At 47.8% G+C, this 19411-nt stretch carries 21 protein-coding genes and 1 tRNA gene; 9 read left to right on the forward strand and 13 right to left on the reverse strand.

Translation table 11 applies throughout. The features are described 5' to 3' along the window. Positions 1-18 precede the first annotated feature (18 nt). On the forward strand, positions 19-1434 hold the full coding sequence (locus U2F10_RS25850) for an AAA family ATPase (RefSeq protein ID WP_499873696.1): 1416 nt from the start codon (positions 19-21) through the stop codon (positions 1432-1434). A 161-nt stretch (positions 1435-1595) separates the two neighbouring features. Here the strand turns inward: U2F10_RS25850 and U2F10_RS25855 are convergent, their stop codons facing one another. From U2F10_RS25855 to U2F10_RS25875, 5 genes are all read right to left on the reverse strand, one after another. Beyond that, entirely contained in the window at positions 1596-1988 is a 393-nt protein-coding gene (locus U2F10_RS25855; RefSeq protein WP_499873697.1) for a hypothetical protein, read from the reverse strand. Between the two features lie 15 nt (positions 1989-2003). After that, positions 2004-2384 (reverse strand): hypothetical protein, encoded by a 381-nt coding sequence (locus U2F10_RS25860; protein ID WP_499873699.1) that lies wholly within the window; start codon positions 2382-2384, stop codon positions 2004-2006. A gap of 206 nt (positions 2385-2590) precedes the next feature. After that, positions 2591-3163: a hypothetical protein gene (locus U2F10_RS25865; RefSeq protein ID WP_499873700.1), complete on the reverse strand. Its 573-nt coding sequence runs from the start codon at positions 3161-3163 to the stop codon at positions 2591-2593. Between the two features lie 70 nt (positions 3164-3233). Further along, positions 3234-3665 (reverse strand): hypothetical protein, encoded by a 432-nt coding sequence (locus U2F10_RS25870; RefSeq protein WP_499873701.1) that lies wholly within the window; start codon positions 3663-3665, stop codon positions 3234-3236. A 112-nt stretch (positions 3666-3777) separates the two neighbouring features. Further along, complete coding sequence (locus U2F10_RS25875; RefSeq protein WP_499873702.1) at positions 3778-4005, reverse strand: hypothetical protein; 228 nt, start codon at positions 4003-4005, stop codon at positions 3778-3780. A gap of 263 nt (positions 4006-4268) precedes the next feature. Here U2F10_RS25875 and U2F10_RS25880 point away from each other — a divergent pair, with 263 nt between their 5' ends. The 4 genes from U2F10_RS25880 (at position 4269) to U2F10_RS25895 (ending at position 6895) form a co-directional block, all read left to right on the forward strand. Continuing rightward, positions 4269-5654 (forward strand): bifunctional DNA primase/polymerase, encoded by a 1386-nt coding sequence (locus U2F10_RS25880; protein ID WP_499873703.1) that lies wholly within the window; start codon positions 4269-4271, stop codon positions 5652-5654. A gap of 2 nt (positions 5655-5656) precedes the next feature. After that, entirely contained in the window at positions 5657-5875 is a 219-nt protein-coding gene (locus tag U2F10_RS25885; RefSeq protein WP_499873704.1) for a hypothetical protein, read from the forward strand. 3 nt (positions 5876-5878) lie between these two features. After that, complete coding sequence (locus U2F10_RS25890) at positions 5879-6136, forward strand: hypothetical protein (RefSeq protein WP_499873706.1); 258 nt, start codon at positions 5879-5881, stop codon at positions 6134-6136. Between the two features lie 108 nt (positions 6137-6244). After that, positions 6245-6895, forward strand: coding sequence for a hypothetical protein (locus U2F10_RS25895; protein WP_499873707.1), 651 nt, complete (start codon positions 6245-6247; stop codon positions 6893-6895). 61 nt (positions 6896-6956) lie between these two features. Here the strand turns inward: U2F10_RS25895 and U2F10_RS25900 are convergent, their stop codons facing one another. The 3 genes from U2F10_RS25900 to U2F10_RS25910 form a co-directional block, all read right to left on the reverse strand. Continuing rightward, positions 6957-8072 (reverse strand): site-specific integrase, encoded by a 1116-nt coding sequence (locus U2F10_RS25900; protein WP_499873708.1) that lies wholly within the window; start codon positions 8070-8072, stop codon positions 6957-6959. Positions 8073-8210: 138 nt separating this feature from the next. Continuing rightward, positions 8211-8283 (reverse strand) — tRNA-Glu (locus U2F10_RS25905). 128 nt (positions 8284-8411) lie between these two features. Then, on the reverse strand, positions 8412-8693 hold the full coding sequence (locus tag U2F10_RS25910; protein ID WP_006517234.1) for an Npun_R1517 family heterocyst differentiation transcriptional regulator: 282 nt from the start codon (positions 8691-8693) through the stop codon (positions 8412-8414). A 628-nt stretch (positions 8694-9321) separates the two neighbouring features. Here U2F10_RS25910 and U2F10_RS25915 point away from each other — a divergent pair. Both U2F10_RS25915 and U2F10_RS25920 read left to right on the forward strand, forming a co-directional pair. After that, the gene (locus U2F10_RS25915) at positions 9322-9918 is read left to right on the forward strand and encodes a CPBP family intramembrane glutamic endopeptidase (RefSeq protein WP_431732010.1); all 597 of its coding nucleotides are present in this window, start codon (positions 9322-9324) and stop codon (positions 9916-9918) included. A gap of 16 nt (positions 9919-9934) precedes the next feature. Further along, a complete protein-coding gene (locus U2F10_RS25920; RefSeq protein WP_163661209.1) occupies positions 9935-10330 on the forward strand; it encodes a hypothetical protein in 396 nt (131 codons plus the stop codon). Here the strand turns inward: U2F10_RS25920 and ftsE are convergent. From ftsE to smc, 4 genes are all read right to left on the reverse strand, one after another. After that, positions 10327-11145 (reverse strand): cell division ATP-binding protein FtsE, encoded by an 819-nt coding sequence (gene ftsE / locus U2F10_RS25925; protein WP_163661207.1) that lies wholly within the window; start codon positions 11143-11145, stop codon positions 10327-10329. The genes U2F10_RS25920 and ftsE overlap by 4 nt on opposite strands. 193 nt (positions 11146-11338) lie before the next feature. Further along, entirely contained in the window at positions 11339-12097 is a 759-nt protein-coding gene (locus U2F10_RS25930; protein ID WP_163661205.1) for a WecB/TagA/CpsF family glycosyltransferase, read from the reverse strand. A gap of 94 nt (positions 12098-12191) precedes the next feature. Further along, the gene (locus tag U2F10_RS25935) at positions 12192-13004 is read right to left on the reverse strand and encodes a PRC-barrel domain-containing protein (protein ID WP_163661203.1); all 813 of its coding nucleotides are present in this window, start codon (positions 13002-13004) and stop codon (positions 12192-12194) included. 172 nt (positions 13005-13176) lie between these two features. Then, positions 13177-17019, reverse strand: coding sequence for a chromosome segregation protein SMC (smc, locus tag U2F10_RS25940; protein WP_163661202.1), 3843 nt, complete (start codon positions 17017-17019; stop codon positions 13177-13179). Positions 17020-17454: 435 nt separating this feature from the next. Between smc and U2F10_RS25945 the strand changes: the two genes are divergently transcribed. Further along, a complete protein-coding gene (locus U2F10_RS25945) occupies positions 17455-17901 on the forward strand; it encodes a RuvC family protein (protein ID WP_163661199.1) in 447 nt (148 codons plus the stop codon). Between the two features lie 75 nt (positions 17902-17976). Here the strand turns inward: U2F10_RS25945 and U2F10_RS25950 are convergent, their stop codons facing one another. Further along, a complete protein-coding gene (locus U2F10_RS25950) occupies positions 17977-18762 on the reverse strand; it encodes an MlaE family lipid ABC transporter permease subunit (protein ID WP_163661197.1) in 786 nt (261 codons plus the stop codon). Between the two features lie 151 nt (positions 18763-18913). Here U2F10_RS25950 and U2F10_RS25955 point away from each other — a divergent pair, with 151 nt between their 5' ends. Continuing rightward, positions 18914-19261 carry a hypothetical protein gene (locus U2F10_RS25955; RefSeq protein WP_163661195.1) on the forward strand — a complete coding sequence of 116 codons (348 nt, stop codon included), beginning with the start codon at positions 18914-18916 and terminating at the stop codon, positions 19259-19261. Positions 19262-19411 lie beyond the last annotated feature (150 nt).

Consider the following 19411-nt stretch of genomic DNA (forward strand, 5'->3'; position numbering starts at 1 on the left):
GCCCTCCCTCTTTACTCCATGCCCCGTTCTCTCTGCGTCCACCCCGATCACCGTGCTGTTGTGGCCCTTTCTCTGGAGCGCAATGGTTTCCTTACCCAGGGAGATTTGGCAGGTCACTTAGAGGTCGCCCTTTCCACAGTGAATAACTTTTGTCGGGGTGTTAAGGTATCTGTGGCAAAGTTTGAAGAAATCTGTGAAGCGTTAGGGCTGGATCCTCGGATAATGATCCAGCCCCAAGAAATATCAGTGGATGCAGCAGAATCTGCACAAGAAGCAAACTTTGAACGGTTTTTTGCTTACGATCCGTTGTGGGTTGGGAGAGAATCGCTCACCCTTGAACTAACGACTAAGCTTCAAGAGACCTGCCGTTTGCTGATGATTACAGGGATTGCTGGGGTGGGTAAAACCGCTCTGGCAGAAAGGTTATCGGTAAACCTGCAAGAGACTGCCAGACAGCTACTGCGGGTCAACTTTGACAATCAGGAGAAATCTACGGACTTTACCAGCGTAGCGGCTAGCCTCTTAGAAACCTGTGGCGAGGTGGTTACCCCTGACGATCGCACCGATCCAAAGTTGTTGACTCGTCGGTTGTTACAGCATGTTCAGGCAACGCCATACCTGATCGTGATCGATTCCCTTGAACAGATTTTACAAGGCAATGAACAAGACGGCTGGAGCGAATTCAAGGACGATGGATTTGTAGCATTTTTCAAAACAGTTCTGGCCAGTGACACCTTCCAAAGTCGTTTTATCCTTACTTCCCAGGAACTGCCTACCCAAATTGCAGCGATTGGCTCACGCTATCAAAACTTTTGGCACTGTGAGCCCCTGAGCGGTCTATCAGAACCTGAACAACAAGCCCTCTTCCTAAAAACAGGCTTCGCCCCAGAGGCTTCCCCAGAGTTACTACGCATCGGCAAAGCCTACGAAGGTCATCCCCTGGCATTACGCATTATCCTGGGTGAAATTGGCAGTCGTCCATTTTATGGCAATATTGCTGCCTACTGGCAACGCTACGGTCATGAAATCGAAGCGGTAGAACAGGCCATTGCCGCTGCCGCTGAAGGCGAAACTACTGGCGCAGACGACAAGTGGCAGCTGGACCGCTTTACCCGTACCCTACGCCGTAATGTACAGCAACGTTTGGAGCAAACCTTTAGCCGTCTGCGGCAAGATGCAAAATATGCCTACATCTTGCTCTGTGAAGCTTCTGTGTATCGTTGCCCCGTTCCTGATGATTGGTGGCTCAGCCATTTGGAAGACTGGCAACGGTCTGAATCTGAGCAGGTAGCAGCGTTAGAAATTTTGTGCGACAGATACCTGGTAGAAGAAATGACTGAAGGCACCCAGCTAATGCTTAAACAACATAACCTGATCCGCAGTGTTTCCCTGGCCCATCTCAAACAGCTTACCTTTGAACTATCAGAGTCATAAATATCAATAGTTAGGGCAATGCCTGTCCAAGTGGTTTTCCTAGGAAAAATACTTGGACAGGCATCGCCCAGGCTTAAAAAATTCCCAGTTGTCGTTTACAACTGGGAAAATCCATAAAAGATAGTTTGTCTAGCCATAGACTCCTAATCAAAGATTCCTGATTAAAGCTTGAGACCTTTAATCACGCCTAGGCTTTGAAGGTTTTCTAAGCGCTTACAGGCTGCTCTAATACACCTTAGATCCATGGCTTCAGCCAGTTTACCAATGGTTGTTAGTGCGTAAACTGAACCAGTCTGCAAGGATAACAACAGCTCATAAGCTTTTTGCTGACCCGGTGATAAATTCCAAGGATAGTTAGTGTCTACAGAGATGTTGTACGCTTCAACGCCTTCTATGCCTTCAAAATTGTCACCCCCATTGAAAACCAGGACAATACGGCTTAGTTCTTCATCAACCTCCTGATGGTCCTTGAGAAATTCAGGCGTGTAACCGCTGTCATGCTCCAGATAAAGTGATAGGTTTTCCTGACAATTTTCAATTTGGATATCAGTCATAGCTAGGTTTAGTAACTACCACTTAGGCCAAAACCTAAGCGCTGGGTGCTCTGACGCTTCATCATCGACGGCATAATCACAGCCTTCTGTGTCATCGTCCTCGTCGTCTGCTGGTCCTCCTTCCTGGTCCCCTTGCCATTCTATATCTTCCTGCTCATCAACATCACGTTGTGCCCACCAGCGGTGCGCATCGTGATCACGTTTGAGGAAATCTTTCAATGATTCTTTACCTACATAGTCTTTATTCCGAGTTAACCCAGCACTGCGCAATGCTTGACGTATTTTGTTAGAGCCCTTAGTCGGGATTGTAAAAACGATTTGATCGCCATTGTCGTTACTGACTTCAAACGTTGTGGTATCTGGCTCTTGAGGGTTGAACCAATCAAATAAACTCATGTGTTCTTCAGTTCCTGAGTCGCCTAATGAGTAGCCGGGGGTATCTCTACCGGATTAGTAAACCGTTGCTGTGTGACCATTGGGCAGGGTTTAATAGTCCGTGTATGTATCGCGGGTGTGTGGAAAACCCTAGGGCTCCCTTGATGGCCTGGTGGGACTGTGGCCAGTTGAGGTTTAATAGCGTGGTGGTCTGCTGTTCAGAAACGCTAAGACTCTGAATTGCCAAGGGTTTGAATCGCTTGCATGTTTTCTTGTAGCTCTGATGCTTCTTTTCCCTGAGCTAAGCCAATCATTCTAGATTCAATCGCGTATTGTTGTTGTCGGCTTCTGAGCTTGTCGACTTTGCGCTTTAATTTGTTGTTGGCTTTCTGGGTTCTCTGGAGCTGACTCAGCTGGAAATCTGTATCGTCGTTTATGGCTTCAAGCATCTGATCAGCTAAATCTAAGGCTTGGTCAACCGCTGCTAAAGCATCGCTGTTGAATACGGTTAAGTCTGACCCATGACGCATTTTGCCTAAGTCTATGCTGGTGGGCAATGGGGCTAGCTCACCAGTGACGCGATGGTTGCCGGTAAGGATCTCGGTTTTGGTTGTTATCGGGTCCTCTTTTTTGGGGGCGAATTCGATAATCTTTGCTACTTCGCTATCATGATATTGTTTGCGGTTGCCATCTAGTTCATAAGCTAGTTCGCCATACTTTTCAAGTGCTTTATCCCGCCATTTTGCAACGGCTTGAGGGGATATCTTATGGTCTCTTGCGATGTCTGCGAGTGTCTTCATTTTGCAATCTGTTTAGTAACTACATGCCAACTGGTTACCAACTAGTTACCAACTGTTTGGCAACTAGTTGTTATCGAGTAACAACCTGGAATGATGCGGGCACTAGTCGTTGTGCTTTGTAGATGGCTAGGGCGTGTTCTACGCTAGGTGTGGAGTAACGATTGACAAGATTATTGCCGTGGGCGATAAACGCCAGCTGCTGTTCTGGGATAAACAATATATCTAGCTGACCAGCAGCTAATAACTGATGACGTTTAGCTTTGAGGGGTTGCCACAATTGTTTAAGGGATTGGCTAAAGCGTGGTGACGCGATGGTTGTTAGCTGTTGTTGCATGGTTTGAAAAATTGGCACTAGAAACAGTGACCACACAAAGTGTGATCTGTACATGAATTTGGATGTATGGTTTTGATTTAAGGTGGCATAATGGTTATGGGGCTGGTGCGTTGTGACTGCAATGTGCCAGATAGGTACAGGGTCTCGTGGGTCGAGTCCTGTACCCATAACAAAATCAGACAACAAAAAGAGTGACTACGTAGACATAGCCTTACAGTTGCTAGAGTTTAGAACAAAATTGTGTGTGATTGACACACACAATTTTGTGGTGACTCCTTAGTCAGTCAACTTGAGTTTCTTCAAACATTTCAGCCAACTCTTGAATAGAGACATGTAGCAGCTCACAGAAAGCTGCCATCTCTTTAGGTGTAAGTCTTGGGGTATGAGTTCCTTTTTTCCATAACTGAACGGCCCTTGCAGATTTGTTAACTGCTAAGGCTACCAATTCAGGCTTGATATTTAACTCCTCTAACTTGTTCACAAACTTTTCAACACTTGCTTGTTTCATGGCTTCTATCTAGAAGCCCTCACAAAGTTAATCAGTAGATTAACTGATTACAAACTATGCGAAGTTGACAGCGCTGTCAACTTCGCATAGTTTTTTATTGCGAGAGCTAGCTCTCCAATCACGGCATGTAGTCGGGTCGGGTTCCAATCGTTCCGACTACGTGTCCATTGTCTCAATTCACACAACCCCGTGTGTAAAGGCTTTTGAACATACATCTGTACCATTTGCCCCATGGTGCCGAGGACTTTTTATGTGTATCTACAATGCTTATCGACCCACATCCAGAAAACGCTCAGGGCAGACGGCTCACCGAAACCTTTAGTTACAAATGGCAAACCATCGAATGCTCAGAGTTAGGAGGTGATTGGCAAACCAATAAATACCCAATGCGCCCCAGGTCTTTGTGGGCCAGGTGGCAGGATTCAGCAATCATCATCGGCGTAAGGTTTGGCAATCAAACCAACTACGCCATGATTGACATCGATGCGGGCAGTAACTCTCACACCCCTGATGGATTAAAGGCTATCCAGGATGCTTTGGAGATGATCGGCCTGGTCCGTAGCGTGCTTGTCCGATCATCCTGGTCGGGGGGATGGCATCTCTATTTTCCTTTACCTGAGTATGTTCCATCGTTTGCATTGGCATGTTCGTTAAAACATACTTTAGAGGCTCAAGGAATAGCGATCAAGGCTGGTCAGTGCGAAATCTTCCCAAATATCAAGCCATACGCTAGGCCCTGGGAAATCACAGAATATAATGGGCATCGCTTACCCCTTCAGCCTGGATCGGGTAGCTGCCTACTTGACCACAACTTAAATCCCACTGCTGGAACGTTGGAGCGATTCTTTTGGCAGTGGGATTTTTGCTGTCAAGCCCAGGATATGGAGCTATTGCGGCCAGCACTGGAGCAGGGGCGAGAGTTACAGCGTAAACGGCGACGACAGGCTGGAAAGGTTGAGCTTTGGTTGGCTGACCTACGTCAAGAGCTGGAATCTGGATGGACAGGGTCTGGTCAGACTAACTCGTTGCTGCGTGCGATCTCCACCCATGGCCGTGTCTTCGAAGGCTTGGGTGATGATGAGCTAGCCATTTATATCGAGCAAATGGCCTATACCCGACCGGGCTATCACAAGCATTGCAGACACCAGGCGGAAATATCCAAAAAAGCAAACGCCTGGGCACGGTGGGCAACTAGATTTTACTGGCCTCTGGGTACCACTCCAAAGCGGGAAGTTCCAAGCTTGAGCATCAATGATGAGCGTCAAGCCGATGCCCGTCGTCGGATTCAGCAGGCTGTCAGTTACTTAGCCAAATTAGGAGAGCTAGCAGGTACGGTATCCCACCGACTCACTCAAGTGTGCAAGCTGGCTCAAACCAGTGCCCAGACTCTATACAAAAATCGAGATCTCTGGCATCCAGACCAGTGGTGTGTAATCCCCCAGCCTGAGACGGTTTCAGTCATCAACGAAACTTGTAACAAACCATCAACTGATCCGCCAGAACCATTGCCAGACGGACCATTACACACCTTACCCCCCTTATTGAGGTGTAGGGCCATGAGGGACCTCCCCAAAAATCTATTCCCCAGGGGAGGAGAGGGGGTTTCAGGGGGAGAGAGGGGTTTTCCACAAGGGTTAGAGGGGGGGTAGCTATGGAAAACCAATGTTTTATCGATGAACTGGTTTTAATATCGTCGGCGCGTCAGTCTATTTCGTATTTTGATCAACGTCTTCGAGTCTGGATTTATGCAAATCGACTTTTGCCAGTTCATCCCAGTCAATCAACTTGGTGGTTGATTTCTCAGTTAAACGATCATTGGCTGGCTCGACTCAGTGAGCACGCTAAAACTCGCCTTGAAGGAGAGGGATAAGCTATGTCACGAAAACCTAGAACTCCTAAGCCAGCTGAATGGATAAGTACGTCAGACATAGCAGATAAATACAGCCTGTCTAGCGAGTTTTTCACCGACCGGATCGGTAAAGACTTTAAGCGTGGTGAGCATGTTATTAACTGTACTCCCCAGGCTTGGAGACCTACTTACCGATGGTCAATTGAAGCCGTTCATACCTGGTTTACGAGCAATGAAGTCGTAGCCGATTTACTCAAGGGAAAAGACAATTCAGCAGCGTAATCAACTGCACTGGTTGTAAAAATTAGAAGCCCTTACTAGAACATTTAGACTACCTGATGGACATGACTGGGACAATTAAAATAGAGCTGGTTCTAGAGCAATGACGTGATGCAATCAATGGACAGCCCAATCGATCCGTCTCAGCAGCAGCGTCCGCCAATTTTAAAGCGAGATCGCTCCTATACTTTTGCTGATTACTTTAAGTTGCGATTCGCCCCAGCAGATGTACTGGCGGAGTTGGGTCTGACCTTGAAGCGTGATCGGCTTAATTTGGCCGAATCGAGAGAGGCGTTGGAGGAAGTTTCTCAGTTGCATCAGCGAATTAACGAAACGTTGCCCCATGTGAGTTTGACCAGTGAGATGGCACGTCGCGAGATGTTGATTTCTCCGGTCATTATCGAGCTGATTCGGGCAACGGGTGCGGATCTCAATATTGAATATCCCATTGAGGTGAATACCTATTTAAAGGGAGAGCTAGATTATTTTCTAAGCAAGAATCATCAGCTCTTAATCATCGAAGCAAAACAGGCGGACCTGACCCGTGGCTTTACCCAGTTGGCGGTTGAGTTGGTAGCTTTGCATCGGTGGCTAGGGAGTCAGTCCGATCAGGTGTTGACAGGGGCAGTCAGTACTGGAGATGTATGGCAATTTGGGCAGTATGATTCGGCATCTGACTATATCACCCAAGATCTCAAGCTATGGCGGGTCCCAGATGATTTAGAGAGTCTATTTCGGATTTTGGTTCAATTACTAAATTAGACAAAAGCTTGTCAAGTTGATTCATGTCCTGAGACTCCTCGGCTTCATTTTTAACTATTGGTCATGACTTATTGGACTCCATTTGAAAATTTTTCAGGGTTGGTGGCCGTGGGCGATCGTCTCGATTGACCAATAGGTCATAGACCCGTTGGTGATGCCTGACATTAATCCAGCGCTGGTAAGTTCTGTTGTGAACCTCCAGGGAATGGCCCATTTGCTGAGCGCTGAGCGCATCAGGCCACCCAAACTCAAGGGTTCTCACTGCCCAGGCATGGCGCAAATCGTAGGGGGTAAAGGGTAATTTTGGGCTCAAGTAAGCCGTTACTGAGTGTCCGATCTTGTCGTTGCTTCGGTCCAGCTGGATGGGTGGGAGTATGCGATTTTTCAGATTCCACTGCTCTGTCCATTCTGGAAAGCAGGGCCACACTTCCCGAGTTCCGGTTTTAGTGTCGTCAAGGATGCGAACGACGGGAAACGCCTCAAGATCTAGCTTGAAACATTCGTGATTACGTAGACCATAGGTAGCCATCATGCCGTAGACCCATTGCCAACTTTTGTTAGTGATGGTCTCCCTACAGCGGGCAATGGTGGCATCGTCGGGCAAGTTGCGGGGGCTCACTTGCGAAGGACTGTAATTTCCCCGGTAAGGTTTGGGGTCAAACTCGATACCAGCAAACTTCGCAAGGGCACCGGCGACCATACAAGCTCTAACTCTAGATTTAGTGTTTGGCTTGGTGCGAACCACTAGTGACCGTAGGCCATCACTGTCTAAAAAACTATCGGGGGCCAAGTTCTTTAAAACTTTGGCGTAATCACCAGCCCATGTTGTTGGTGTGCCACCGTTGCTGATGTAGTGGTTGTGAAACGCTTCGATCCAATGTTGGTTGGATTTGCGATCGCTATGGGGCTGGTCAAGGTATCTATCCCAAGTAAATTCTTTCGCCGCCAGTAAACTTCCCAGTAACTTGGCTTCAGTTTCGGCGGCTCGAAGGCCAGTAGGATTGGCCGCTACTCCAATTGCAATCCGTTGTTGCCATGGTCGAGTTTTGGAGCTTTTAGGCTTTGGTGGCAATGTAGCTCTCAGACGTAACCGTCCACCATGCTGTTCAATGGTTACACCTACGTTTGAATGCTTCAGTCTGTGATTGGCTTGGATAATTTTGGCGGTGATATCCATGCCTAAAATTGAGCCTAAAAACAGTGCCTCTATTATCAGGTATTAACCGTTTTGTCACTATATGTATAGAGTACAAAGTATGGCTATAAAGCAAACAGGCAGTTGGCTAAGCTGCTCACTGCCTGCGTTTGTAGTCAATACCCCCAGGGGAATTCGAATCCCCGTCGCCTCCGTGAAAGGGAGGTGTCCTAGGCCTCTAGACGATGGGGGCGTGTTGCCCTTGCGTGACCGCGTTGGCCTTTATAAATATACAAATCTGAGGGAATAAATGTCAAACGTCTATTGGGATTTTTTTTATGCTGCTCTATTTCGCCTGTAATGTCTTTCTTTAAGAGGGGGTTACGCTAATTTACGGGAATTACGTAAACGGATAAGCTGGCGTCGCATTTCTGGAGAGGCCTCTAAGGCTTTTATTTGATGAATATCTATTTGAGATTCCAAAGATTCCAAATAGTCATCATCACCATAGGTGTAGGCATCCACTAAAGCTTCTATCAGTGCACTACTATCACGTTCGTCGATAGCAAGCTGATCTTCAATAATGCGAAACTTTAGCCGGACCTCACACTCGTATATATTGACGCTGTTGTTTTGGGCAGGTAGGTCAAAGGACATTCCCATCAGTTCAGTTGAGGTGTGTGGTTAAAATACAAAATCTAGACAAGGTTCATATGATGTCTTGTTATCAAGTTTGTCTGATGTGCTAATAGCCAATGTTGTCTTCAATGGTAGATATTTAAATGAATCCCAGTTTTCTACATTTACTAACGGCTTTCAGTTGTTGGTGTTTGGAGTTTATTAAAAAAATAAAAAATAGTTAAGTGCATTGATTTTGACCGACTTATAAAAATCAATCTTGTCTAGGGATATAGATTGCTTCTAGGGCTGAAAAGCTTTTTTTGAAAGCCCTCTGACGGTTGTCTTGAGTTTTTATATTGAGTTCTATTGATTTCTAATCTATGTGTTTTAAATGGATTTTGATGGTTGTTTGATTGTTTTTTTGTTTGTGATTTTTAAGGGATATATCAATATGTCTGATTTCAATCAAACATTGTTCAATTTACCTGAAAAACGATGGTTACCTTTTCCCTGAGCGTCAGCTCCCATCTGCCTCTAACAGATCGTGGGAACCTATATACACTTAGTAATAATGTGATTCAGGATGTATAGATTTGCCGATATGCTAGCGACCTCGGACAGCGTAAGATAGTATCGTTTGTCAGTGCGGCATAATTTTGCCGATGCGCTTTTGAATCAGCCTGCCCCACCTAATTCAAGTATGGAGCCTTTGACACGTACTCAAGTGCTAGTTGCGATCGCGGCAACAGCCCTTGTACTGTTTGTCATTGCTCGCTTTTGGCTCTTGTTTGATTCAGTAGAACAGTTACCCAGTCAGTTGGGTATTTATCCGATTGGGCTAGGGGTGCTTTTGGGGATGGGTATCACCCTGGTTAGCGCCATACTCTATTGGGCGTGGCCGAGGTATCGACATAGTGCCGAAGTTTACTTGGAGTACATTCTAAAACCTCTGGCTTTGCCAGATGTACTCTGGTTAGGCTTACTGCCTGGTATTAGTGAAGAACTGCTGTTTCGGGGAGTGATGTTACCGGCCTTTGGCGCAAATTTAGCAGCCTTAGCACTGTCGAGTCTTTGTTTTGGGTTACTACATATGAGCGATTTGCGGCAGTGGCCGTATATGTTGTGGGCCACTTGCGTCGGTGGAATATTAGGCTACAGTGCTATAGCGAGCCAAAACCTATTAGTGCCAGTAATTGCCCATGTATTCACTAACATGGTGTCTAGTTTAGTTTGGAAGCTCAAAGCTTCTGATTTAGCTACCCATTAAAAAGTTTTGGATTTTGGTGTCTACCTCAAACCCGCAGCCATTGAAGTCGGTTGGTTTACCTGATATTGACCAAATACTGGGATTGGCCGTGTTCGATGCTACTGGACTACCTCGCGATTATTTCATTACGCCGCAGCACGAAGATACTGAATGGATTCAGCTAGTCTTTCAATCTTTGGGGCTACAGCAGTTGATAGCATCAACTATGGGGTTGTCGATGTTTAGTCATGCCATGATTCGTACTAAGGTTGGAAATATCGTTCTGATTTGTTGCGATCGCAGTTATATTGCCGTCTTAATTAAGCGTGCTTTGCCTCAAGAACGTCCACAGATCGAAGAAGCCTGGGTGGATTGGATTCAAGACTTTGAGGCTAATGTTGTGCGCACACACCCTAACTTCAGAGCGGTTTAATGTCTCACATAGGTTAAACGCCCGTCTTTAATTTGGACCACCGGATGGTTTGATGAGCGTACTAGCTGTTCATCATGGGTGGTAACAATCACCGTAATGCCAATAGAGTTGAGCTTTTCTAAAATTTTAATCACTTGGCGGGAATTATCTCCATCCAAGTTGCCAGTGGGTTCGTCGGCCAGTAGCAAAGGGGGGGTGCTGACCACTGCACGGGCAATGCTAACCCGTTGTTGCTCTCCTCCAGAGAGCTGATCTGGAAAGCAGCTAGCTTTATGTTGCAGGCCAACCATTCGTAGAGTGGGTCGTAAACGGCGATTGATTTCCCTACGGCTATAGCCCTGTGCCCAAAGTACAAAGGATACATTCTCTGCAACGGTGCGGCGAGGAATGAGCTTATAGTCCTGAAAGACAATACCGATGCGCCGACGTAACATGGCCAGCCGGTTTCCTCGCAGTTTAGCCAGGTCTTTGTCATCCACCAGAATCTTGCCTGATGTGGCCCGCTCTTGGCCATAGAGCAATTTGAGTAAGGTGGATTTGCCAGCCCCCGAAGGCCCAGTCACAAATAGAAAATCGCCCCGTTTGATCTGGAGGTTAATATTCCGTAGCGCTTGACTGCCGTTATCGTAGACTTTGTTAACGCCAGTCAAGGTGACCAGGGGGGGATGGGCACTGTCAGTTTTAGTCTGCTGTGGTTGCTGAGTTCCTTGCAATGTTGCCGATGTCGCCTGAAAGGCTGCATTACGCCTAGATTGTGCATCCGGACGACGACGGCGAGGGTATTGTGTCTTGGGCGGAGTCACGGCGGATGTCATAGGGGCTTTGCGTTGAGTGGGGACAGATCTTACTTGCAATGCATGGGCAGTACTTTTGTCTCTGTACAAGGATATAGGTAATGGGACAAATGTCCAGTCCCTTGACAACTTTTATTGGATTGTTTCGGTGAATTGTTAAGGGGCATTCTATAGAGCGCCCCTTAACAATTAATTTTGGCAATGATCTTGGGCCTCACACTCGTCGACCTAAGTCATAGCCTATAGAACGGAATACAAACTTAGGTAAGGCCAGCATTCTCCGCCAACGCCAGGGTTCTTGATAGAGTCGGTAAAGCCACTCAAGATTGTTGTTGCACATCCAACGAGGAGCTCGTCGCTTCTTCCCTGCCCAGATGTCAAAGCTGCCACCAACACCGACCCAAATTGCGTTGGGGCAGAGCTGACGGTGGTTTGCAATCCATAGTTCTTGGCGGGGGACCCCCAAGCCTACAAAGATCACACTGGGCTGTAATTCCTGAAGTTGATGCTGAAATCCTAACTGCTCTGTTTCCGATAGATAGCCATGCTGCGCGATCGCAATATTCAAGTCAGGGAACAGTCGTTGCCAATGTTCAGCCGCTGTTGTTGCCATGCCAGGCGAACCGCCATAAAAGACGACAGTTTCTGTGGCGTGGAGTTTTTTCAATACGTCCACAGCAAATTCGATGCCGGGGTAACGTTTTAGAGGATGGCGTTGAACCCACTGAAAATACAGCTTAACGCCTGCTCCATCAGGAATTACCAGCGTGGCATTTTGAATGATTTGCTGTAAATCAGCATTGGCCTCTGCCTGAATACACATTTCTGCATTCAGGGTAACGACATGGCCACCACCACCTGAACGCAGGTGCTCCATGAGCCAGCCTACATAATCGGTACTTTGATGTACCGGTAAGCCCATAACAGATAGCTGTTTGAGTGGGCCAATAACAGGCGCGGGAGTGGATACCATGGACTCAAAACGAGGAAACGATTCGATGGAATAATGCCACGCATACCGTATATCGGTTTGCCCAAAAATGGCAAGAGTTATCCTGCTATCTCCCCTAGAAATCTTCTTCTTCGTATTCGATGACTTTTTTCTTTTGAGGAATGTTTAAAGGTTGGGCTTGATATGGCTCCTCTTCCGGGATGGCCTGTTCCATGGGAGGACGGGAGGGTTGTTCAAGCTCCAGCCGTTGAGGTGGTGCCGCTTCACGACGAGGGGCGGGAGCTTCTTGTTTGAGCCCTGAGGGCAATTGATTGCTGGCAGATGTGGGCATGATATAGCCATCATCCTCTCGTTCCCAGGGGGCTGAGCCTAAGCCAAGACGTTCTAGGAGCCCGACGCTGATCTGTTTCAGTTTTTCCTCTGAACCTTCAAAAACAATAATGCGGTCTGGCCCAGTGCTCACAATCTCTTCAACAGGTAGCTCGTAAGAACTAATCACCTGATCTGGAATCTGGGGTAATCCCATGGACGCAATCACAAGGGATAGCAGTTTGCCACTGACCACATCAAATTTGAAGCCACGGACACGGCCCAGACCTTCACCTGACTCAGTGATGACTTCGCTTTTGACCAGATTGGTATAGTTGGCCACACTAATGTCATCCTCGATGACTGAATCATCATCAACTAAGATGACATCGCCAATTTGACGAATGCTGCTCAGCAACATGATCTGTTCTGGCCCAGACACCACTTTAGATAGGATGTTATCCCGTAGTCCCAAAGCAACCACTTCGCCACCTTCACCTCGACCTCGGTCTATATCTACCCACAGTTGACTCACTACCCCCAGACGACGGCCTGTAGAACGGGTAATCACTTGGGTGCCAATCATGTCGGAACGCAGCCGACTTTGCTCAAAACTCATCGTTTGGGGTCTACTGTGTGGTGTCTATAGGGTCTGCTTAACCAGCGTGCATGTTTCTTAATTGACAGAAGCGTGCTTCATCACATTACACCCTATACATCGATTTTTTGACAGTGTGTGAAACCGTATTGGATTTGTAGAGGCGTCCCATGGAACGCCTCTACAAATCTATTTACCCTCCGGCGGAGGCTCGCTGCAGGTTAATCCCCAGTACCTGCGTGTAGGCTCCTCTAGCTTGAGTTACGCCGATGGTGCGCTCGGCAGACTCGATCATGGGGCGTCGAAGACTAACGACCATAAATTGTGCCTGTTGTGCCTGGTGACGAATCATTTTGGAAAGGCGTTCGACGTTGGCACCGTCTAGGAACATGTCCACCTCGTCAAAGGCATAGAAGGGGGAGGGACGATAGCGTTGTAGGGCGAAGATAAAACTGAGGGCAGTGAGGGATTTTTCTCCACCCGACATGGACGCGAGCCGACGAACGGGCTTGCCCTTGGGGTGGGCAACTAGATTTAATCCACCATTAAAGGGATCTTGGGGATCGTCGAGCTGCAGATAGCCATCTCCATCGGAGAGTTGCGCGAAAATGGCTTGGAAGTTTTTGTTGACCGCTTCAAATGCTTCTTGGAATGCGTGACGACGCAGAGTGGTGAAGTTTTCAATACGCAGTAATAACTCTGTACGCTCTTCTTCCAGGGTGGTGAGCTTATTGGTTAGTTCTTCCAAACGTTCTTGAGTGCGTTCATATTCCTCAAGGGCTAGCATATTGACTGGCTCCATAGCCTCAAGGCGACGCTGCAGGGACTTGAGCTGTTTTTGCAACGTTTCTAACGTCAGGTCTTCAGGGATCTCAGGCAGCGGGCTTGGGAGTTCAGCCTGTTTGGTTTCGATGGCTATCTGTAGCTCGTTGAGCTGCTGCTGTCGCTCTTGCTGAGTTTCGCTGAGTTTTTGTTGCTGCCACTCTAGCTGCTGTAGCTGGTTGCGTTGTTCCCGTAGTTGATGTTCTTTGCGATCGCGTTCCGCCTTCTCACCTGCCAAAGTCTTATCTAGCTCGGCCAGGGCTGCTTGGGTAGCAATAATCTCCTGCTTCAGCTCTGCTTGCTGCTTATTAATCTCTGTCTGTTGATTAATTTGACCCTGTTGCTGTTGACGGCCTTGTGCAAGGCTTTGCTGGTTGGTTTGAATTTTCTCCTGTAAGCGTTGGCGTTGAGCCTCTAGTTCGTTCTGTCGCTGCTGGGCGATTTGTAATAGCTGTTGACGCTCTGTCAGTTCGGCTTCTAAGGCTCGCACTTTACCCTGGGCCTGTTGCCATTCGCTATGGGTTTGGGATTCCTCTAAAGCCGTCAGTTCTTGGCGCTTTTGTATCAGTTGTCCTTCCTGTTCAGGAAGAGCGGTTTCCAACTGCTGCAAACGCTGCTGGGCAGCGGCATATTCAGATTGATATTGCTGTCGCTGCTGCTGTGCTTTTTCTAGACGTTGCTGTAGTTGCTGTTGCTGTTGCTGGGTTTGGGTGTTTTGTAATTGCTGTTCGCGGTAGCTTTGGCGGGTTTCGATCAATGTCTGAGATTGGGCTTTGACCGTGGCATCGGCCTGGGCAAGGGCGCGATCGCAACTCACTAAAATCCGCTCAATTTCGTGCAGCCGTTCTCGTAAGGCTTTCGCTTCTTCAGACTCTCCAGCTTCAACCGTGCCAAAATGTAGTCGACCCTGACGCCGCAGGCTACCGCCGGTCATCGCGCCGCTGCTTTCTAACACTTCACCATCCAGGGTGACCATGCGAAACTTTCCGAGATGGCGGCGCGCATCGTCGAGACGCTCAAAAACAGTGGTGTTGCCAAAGACAAAGGCAAACACTTCTCGGTACATGTCATCGCATTCAATCAGGTCGACAGCGTAGTCGATAAAGCCATCGGGGCGTTCCCATCGCCCTAACCTTTGCCCCCGAGGTGCGCGGATAGAGTTCAGCGGTAAGAAGGTGGCTCGACCAGCGCGCTTGCGTTTAAGAATGTCGATGCCTCGGGCGGCAACGCCGTCATGTTCAACGACCAAATAACCCAATCTTGCTCCAGCGGCAATTTCTAGCGCGGTTTGATATTTAGGATCTACACGCCCCAATTGGGCCACTAGACCGCAAATACCGGTCAGACCGCTGTTAATCAAAACTTCCGTAGCCTGGGTCCCACGGGTTTCTTGGAGTGCCTGCTCCTGGGCTTCCAGCTTGTCTAACTCTCGCTGCTGTTCTCGTTGTTCCCGTAGTAATCGGTCACGGGTTTCGCGGTGGGTCTTAAGCTCCTGTTCAGCTGTTGCTACAGCCTGCGCTAGGGTCTGAATTTTCGTTTCTGTGTTGGAGAGCTCAGGGTCTGCGGTTTGAGGGGTAGCGCTGAGCTCAGCTTCCAGGTTCTGAATTGCAGTGGTTTGAGCCGTGATCTGGCTCTGCAGTTGATTTAGGCGTTCCTGTAGTCGTACCTGTTCAGCGCGCTGAGGTTCCAGTGCTTTGAGCAGCGCTTCTACTTCGCGACGTAGGTTTGTTTGAGATTCGACCCAGGCTTGGGAGGCAGTTGCGATCGCACTCGTAGCTTCTCGGCTTTCCTCCACCGCCTGAGCTGCCCGATCGCGCTCAGCTTGCAGCTGCACTATCTCATTAGTGGTGAGAATATTCAGCTGCTGACCCAGGGACTCTAACTCTTGACTGCGCTGTTGTAACTCAACCTGGGTGGCTTGAAGTTTAGCGGCTAGCTCCCGTGTCGATTGGCTGAGGCTCTGCTTCTGACGTTCAAGCTGCCGCGACTCCGCCTCTTGCGTAGCAAGTTTAGACTGCAGCGCTAAATGCTCATCTTCGCCCAGAGCTTTGACTTTGGTATTAAGTACATCTAGTTCAGCGGCGGTGGTTTCAATTAACTTGACCAGCGTGAGGCGCTGTTCAGCCAATTTAGTAGCCTTTTCCTTGCCTTGGCTAATCTGGCGCTCTAAATTATCAGCTTGTTCCTGTTGTTGACGCCACCCTAAAACCGCTTGCCACTGGGTCTTTTCCTGGAGTGTCGCTTTGAGTTGCTTATACTTTTCAGCCTTTTTACGATCTTGATCAAGCCGTTCTAGTTGGTCGATTAATTCTCGCTCCACAATGCGAAAGCGTTCTTCACGTTCCCGCACCATATCAAGCTTGAGCTTTGCCTGGTCAATTTTCCGATCAAATGATGCCACCCCTGCCAGTTCATCGATAATTTCTCGACGCTCGCGCCCCTTCATCGAGATGATGCTGGTAACGTCCCCCTGTAGGACTACGTTGTAGCCTTCAGGATAGATGCGAAATCGTTGTAACTGTTCATGCAACTCAGTCAGGGTGCAGGGCTGGCCATCAATAAAATAATTTGATGTGTAAGTGCCTTGGGCTGTGACCCGCAGGCGACGAGTCACGCTCCATTCTCGCGGTAACGGAACCACATTATCAGGGGCACTAGCATTACTGGCCTGCCCATTGGCTTCGGCACCATTCTGATGAGCTGGAGTTGTGGTTGACACTACCGATAAGCTTGGATCTGTCGAGCCCCCATTATCGGTAGCGTTGATGTCTGGTTCTAAATTTGTTTCAGGACCTTCTGTATCGTTAGGCTCTTGAGCTTCCTGCTCTGGATTTGTGGCCTCTACCGAATTCGCTGCTGTATCTGAGTTGTCATGGATGCCACTTTCTTCCTCTTCCATCTGCCGATCTTGAGGATTACTGTCGTCATCACTTAAAAGTTCTGGCGGGATATCGCTGATGTCAAACGTGACTGTGACGCTGGCTTCTGATGTGGAGCGTCGACTGGCATGACTTTGGTTAACCAGATCTGGCAAGCGCTCAGCTCGCATACCCTTAGAACTGGCTAACCCTAAGCAGAATAGAAGTGCATCAAGGATGTTCGACTTTCCCGAACCATTGGGTCCAGAAATAACGGTAAAACCCGGTAACAGAGGGACCTGAGTCGTACCTCCAAAAGATTTAAAGTGGGAGAGTTCAACTCGCTTTACATGCACAAAGCAAACGCACTCGAACTAGTGCGTACAAGTGTACTTAGACCATAACATTTGCGTTCCATGTACAGCCAGTGCAATGGGGGGATCAACAACTGCTGTAAAGAACGATGGCTCTCCAAACAGCAAGACTTGGTGGGGCAATCCAAGAAGCTAAAATAATCTAGCCAGGAATGTGTAAAGCGGATTATTTATTTAGCCAGACTATAGTTTGCCAGATTTTGTTGAAATCGCAAGATAACCTTATCCAATTTCCAGCATTCGTGTCTACGATGCAGGCTACCTTAGGATAGTTCTAAAATGACTACGGGAAGACAAAGACCTTTATTTGCCTAGGGCGTATCCAAATGGGACCCTGATGGTTGAGCTGGTGGAAGTTGCAGTTCTACATATGTGTACTTTGAATTCCAGTGTTTCCTTTTTCCTCTGGTTTGCTCTGTGTCCTCCACTGTTTTTTCTAAACTATCTCAGCCGGTTATTTTAGGATTTGACCCAGGCCGCGCTAAGTGTGGTCTAGCCATTGTTGGGGTAGATCGCTCATTGTGCTACCACGAGGTGGTTCCGGCTGAGGATGTGATTGAGCATATTGAATCCCTACGTCAGACCTATCCTATCTCGCTGATTGTGATGGGGGACCAGACTGGGGCCAAAATCTGGAAACAGGAATTATCGCAGCGACTACGAGAAAGTCCCAATATCATTTTGGTGGATGAGCGTTATAGCAGTCTGGAAGCTCGCGATCGCTATTGGGAAATGTTTCCCCCTAAAGGTCTGAATCGGATATTGCCCCAGAGTATGCGCAGTATTCCTCGCCCCATTGATGATATCGTCGCGATTTTATTAATTGAGCGGTACCTCAACAAGCTGACTGAAGTCGAGCTGTGATTTGGGCAGATGTTTTATATTTCGCTATCCAAGCAATTTAATATCTCTAAAAGTTCAACGCCGAACTTTGAAACATCAGCCAGGAAATGCCGAACTTTGAAACATCAGCCAGGATAGGAAAAAGTTACTAATGAAAATAGCCAGTAGGGCGGTCACCACTGCTGTCGTGGTTGATTGCCCTACACCCTTGGCTCCCCCTGTTGTGGTTAAGCCCCAGCTCGAACCAATGATTGCTATGAGGCCGCCAAATACGAGGGCTTTGATGATTGCAGCGACTAAATCCCTGACCTCTAGAAACAGCCTTGCTGAGTCTAGAAAGACAGTTTGGGAAATATTGAACATTGTGCTTGTGATCAGCAAACCCCCCGTCATACCTGTAATGAATGACAGGATTGTTAGCAGAGGCAGCATCAACGCACAGGCAACAACTCGGGGCAATACCAGGTAGTCAACCGGGTCTGTCTTCAGGAGCTGCAATGCATCAATCTGCTCGGTCACTTGCATAGTACCAATTTCAGCTGCGAATGCAGAACCAACCCGACCAGCAATGATCACGGCAGTTAACACTGGGGCTAGCTCCCTTGCCAGCGTCAACGCTAGCACTCCACCAACGGCTGTGCTAGCTCCAAAGTTAATAAATTCACGGGTGACTTGAATTGTGAACACCATACCGACGAAGCTGGCAGTCACCAAAGTGATCAGCAAAGACTCTGGTCCCACGGCAGCCATTTGCTCAATGGTGTTACGCCGATGTAAAGGGCGAGTTGCGAGGTGAACAATGACTTGACCACCCAGTAGAATGGCAGCCATCAAACGCTGACCCCATTTGGCAAGGCTCGACGTAGGAAATGCAGCAGACAAAGGGGATGACTCCTTAGATGCGGGGCAGCAATGAATATTTGAGCATGAGGCTTAATTATTTTAATGGGTTAAGCAGTGGGTTAAGGCAAGACTCTAAATGCTCCGTAGTTTTATGAAAATTTAAGATTCCTCAAGTTGACGCCCATATTCAATGATTGCTCGTATTGTTGGGGTGGTTGTTCCTTATGCCCATGCAGCCAAAAAATGGCAGGAGGTAGAGATGGGCTTGCAGTTATTTAGTTCTTTAGTGCTGACATTGGTCATCTGCTTTTTGCTGCCTGCAGCTGGCATGGGAGTAGCGTTAGGTGCTTTGACCTTGGGCGTTTGGTCGCCGTTATCGACCATTAGTGCTGTAGGTAAAGATTATATGGTGGATTTTTTAATCACCTTTGGTGCAGGCAATATGGTTCAAGGTTTTGTAATTATTTGCTTAACCATCAGTATTGTGGGTGGCTTATTCGATATGTTTACGTTTTACAAATATCTCTATTTGAAATAGAGAGTTTGCCGGAGCGTGTGAATATATCAGCCAGCTTGACTATTTAACAGGACGATATTTACTCTCACGGCATTAGGGCGAATATTAGTGATTTCACTGAATCATCAATATATTGTTGGCACAACATAAAGAAAAGTATCTATGCTGGTA

It is taken from the genome of Leptothoe sp. EHU-05/26/07-4 (genome assembly GCF_043421015.1).
GTDB classification, from domain to species: domain Bacteria; phylum Cyanobacteriota; class Cyanobacteriia; order Phormidesmidales; family Phormidesmidaceae; genus Leptothoe; species Leptothoe turfae.

What these genes read in the sequence shown, in the direction of transcription:
- U2F10_RS25890 (WP_499873706.1), top strand. Translation starts at nt 5,879, where the DNA reads ATGTCACGAAAACCTAGAACTCCTAAGCCAGCTGAATGGATAAGTACG.
- U2F10_RS25900 (WP_499873708.1), bottom strand. Translation starts at nt 8,072, where the DNA reads ATGGATATCACCGCCAAAATTATCCAAGCCAATCACAGACTGAAGCAT.
- U2F10_RS25870 (WP_499873701.1), bottom strand. Translation starts at nt 3,665, where the DNA reads ATGGGTACAGGACTCGACCCACGAGACCCTGTACCTATCTGGCACATT.
- U2F10_RS25935 (WP_163661203.1), bottom strand. Translation starts at nt 13,004, where the DNA reads ATGAGTTTTGAGCAAAGTCGGCTGCGTTCCGACATGATTGGCACCCAA.
- U2F10_RS25855 (WP_499873697.1), bottom strand. Translation starts at nt 1,988, where the DNA reads ATGACTGATATCCAAATTGAAAATTGTCAGGAAAACCTATCACTTTAT.
- U2F10_RS25895 (WP_499873707.1), top strand. Translation starts at nt 6,245, where the DNA reads ATGCAATCAATGGACAGCCCAATCGATCCGTCTCAGCAGCAGCGTCCG.
- U2F10_RS25955 (WP_163661195.1), top strand. Translation starts at nt 18,914, where the DNA reads ATGATTGCTCGTATTGTTGGGGTGGTTGTTCCTTATGCCCATGCAGCC.
- U2F10_RS25850 (WP_499873696.1), top strand. Translation starts at nt 19, where the DNA reads ATGCCCCGTTCTCTCTGCGTCCACCCCGATCACCGTGCTGTTGTGGCC.
- U2F10_RS25875 (WP_499873702.1), bottom strand. Translation starts at nt 4,005, where the DNA reads ATGAAACAAGCAAGTGTTGAAAAGTTTGTGAACAAGTTAGAGGAGTTA.
- U2F10_RS25860 (WP_499873699.1), bottom strand. Translation starts at nt 2,384, where the DNA reads ATGAGTTTATTTGATTGGTTCAACCCTCAAGAGCCAGATACCACAACG.
- U2F10_RS25865 (WP_499873700.1), bottom strand. Translation starts at nt 3,163, where the DNA reads ATGAAGACACTCGCAGACATCGCAAGAGACCATAAGATATCCCCTCAA.
- U2F10_RS25880 (WP_499873703.1), top strand. Translation starts at nt 4,269, where the DNA reads ATGCTTATCGACCCACATCCAGAAAACGCTCAGGGCAGACGGCTCACC.
- U2F10_RS25930 (WP_163661205.1), bottom strand. Translation starts at nt 12,097, where the DNA reads ATGGTATCCACTCCCGCGCCTGTTATTGGCCCACTCAAACAGCTATCT.
- U2F10_RS25910 (WP_006517234.1), bottom strand. Translation starts at nt 8,693, where the DNA reads ATGGGAATGTCCTTTGACCTACCTGCCCAAAACAACAGCGTCAATATA.
- ftsE (WP_163661207.1), bottom strand. Translation starts at nt 11,145, where the DNA reads ATGACATCCGCCGTGACTCCGCCCAAGACACAATACCCTCGCCGTCGT.
- U2F10_RS25885 (WP_499873704.1), top strand. Translation starts at nt 5,657, where the DNA reads ATGGAAAACCAATGTTTTATCGATGAACTGGTTTTAATATCGTCGGCG.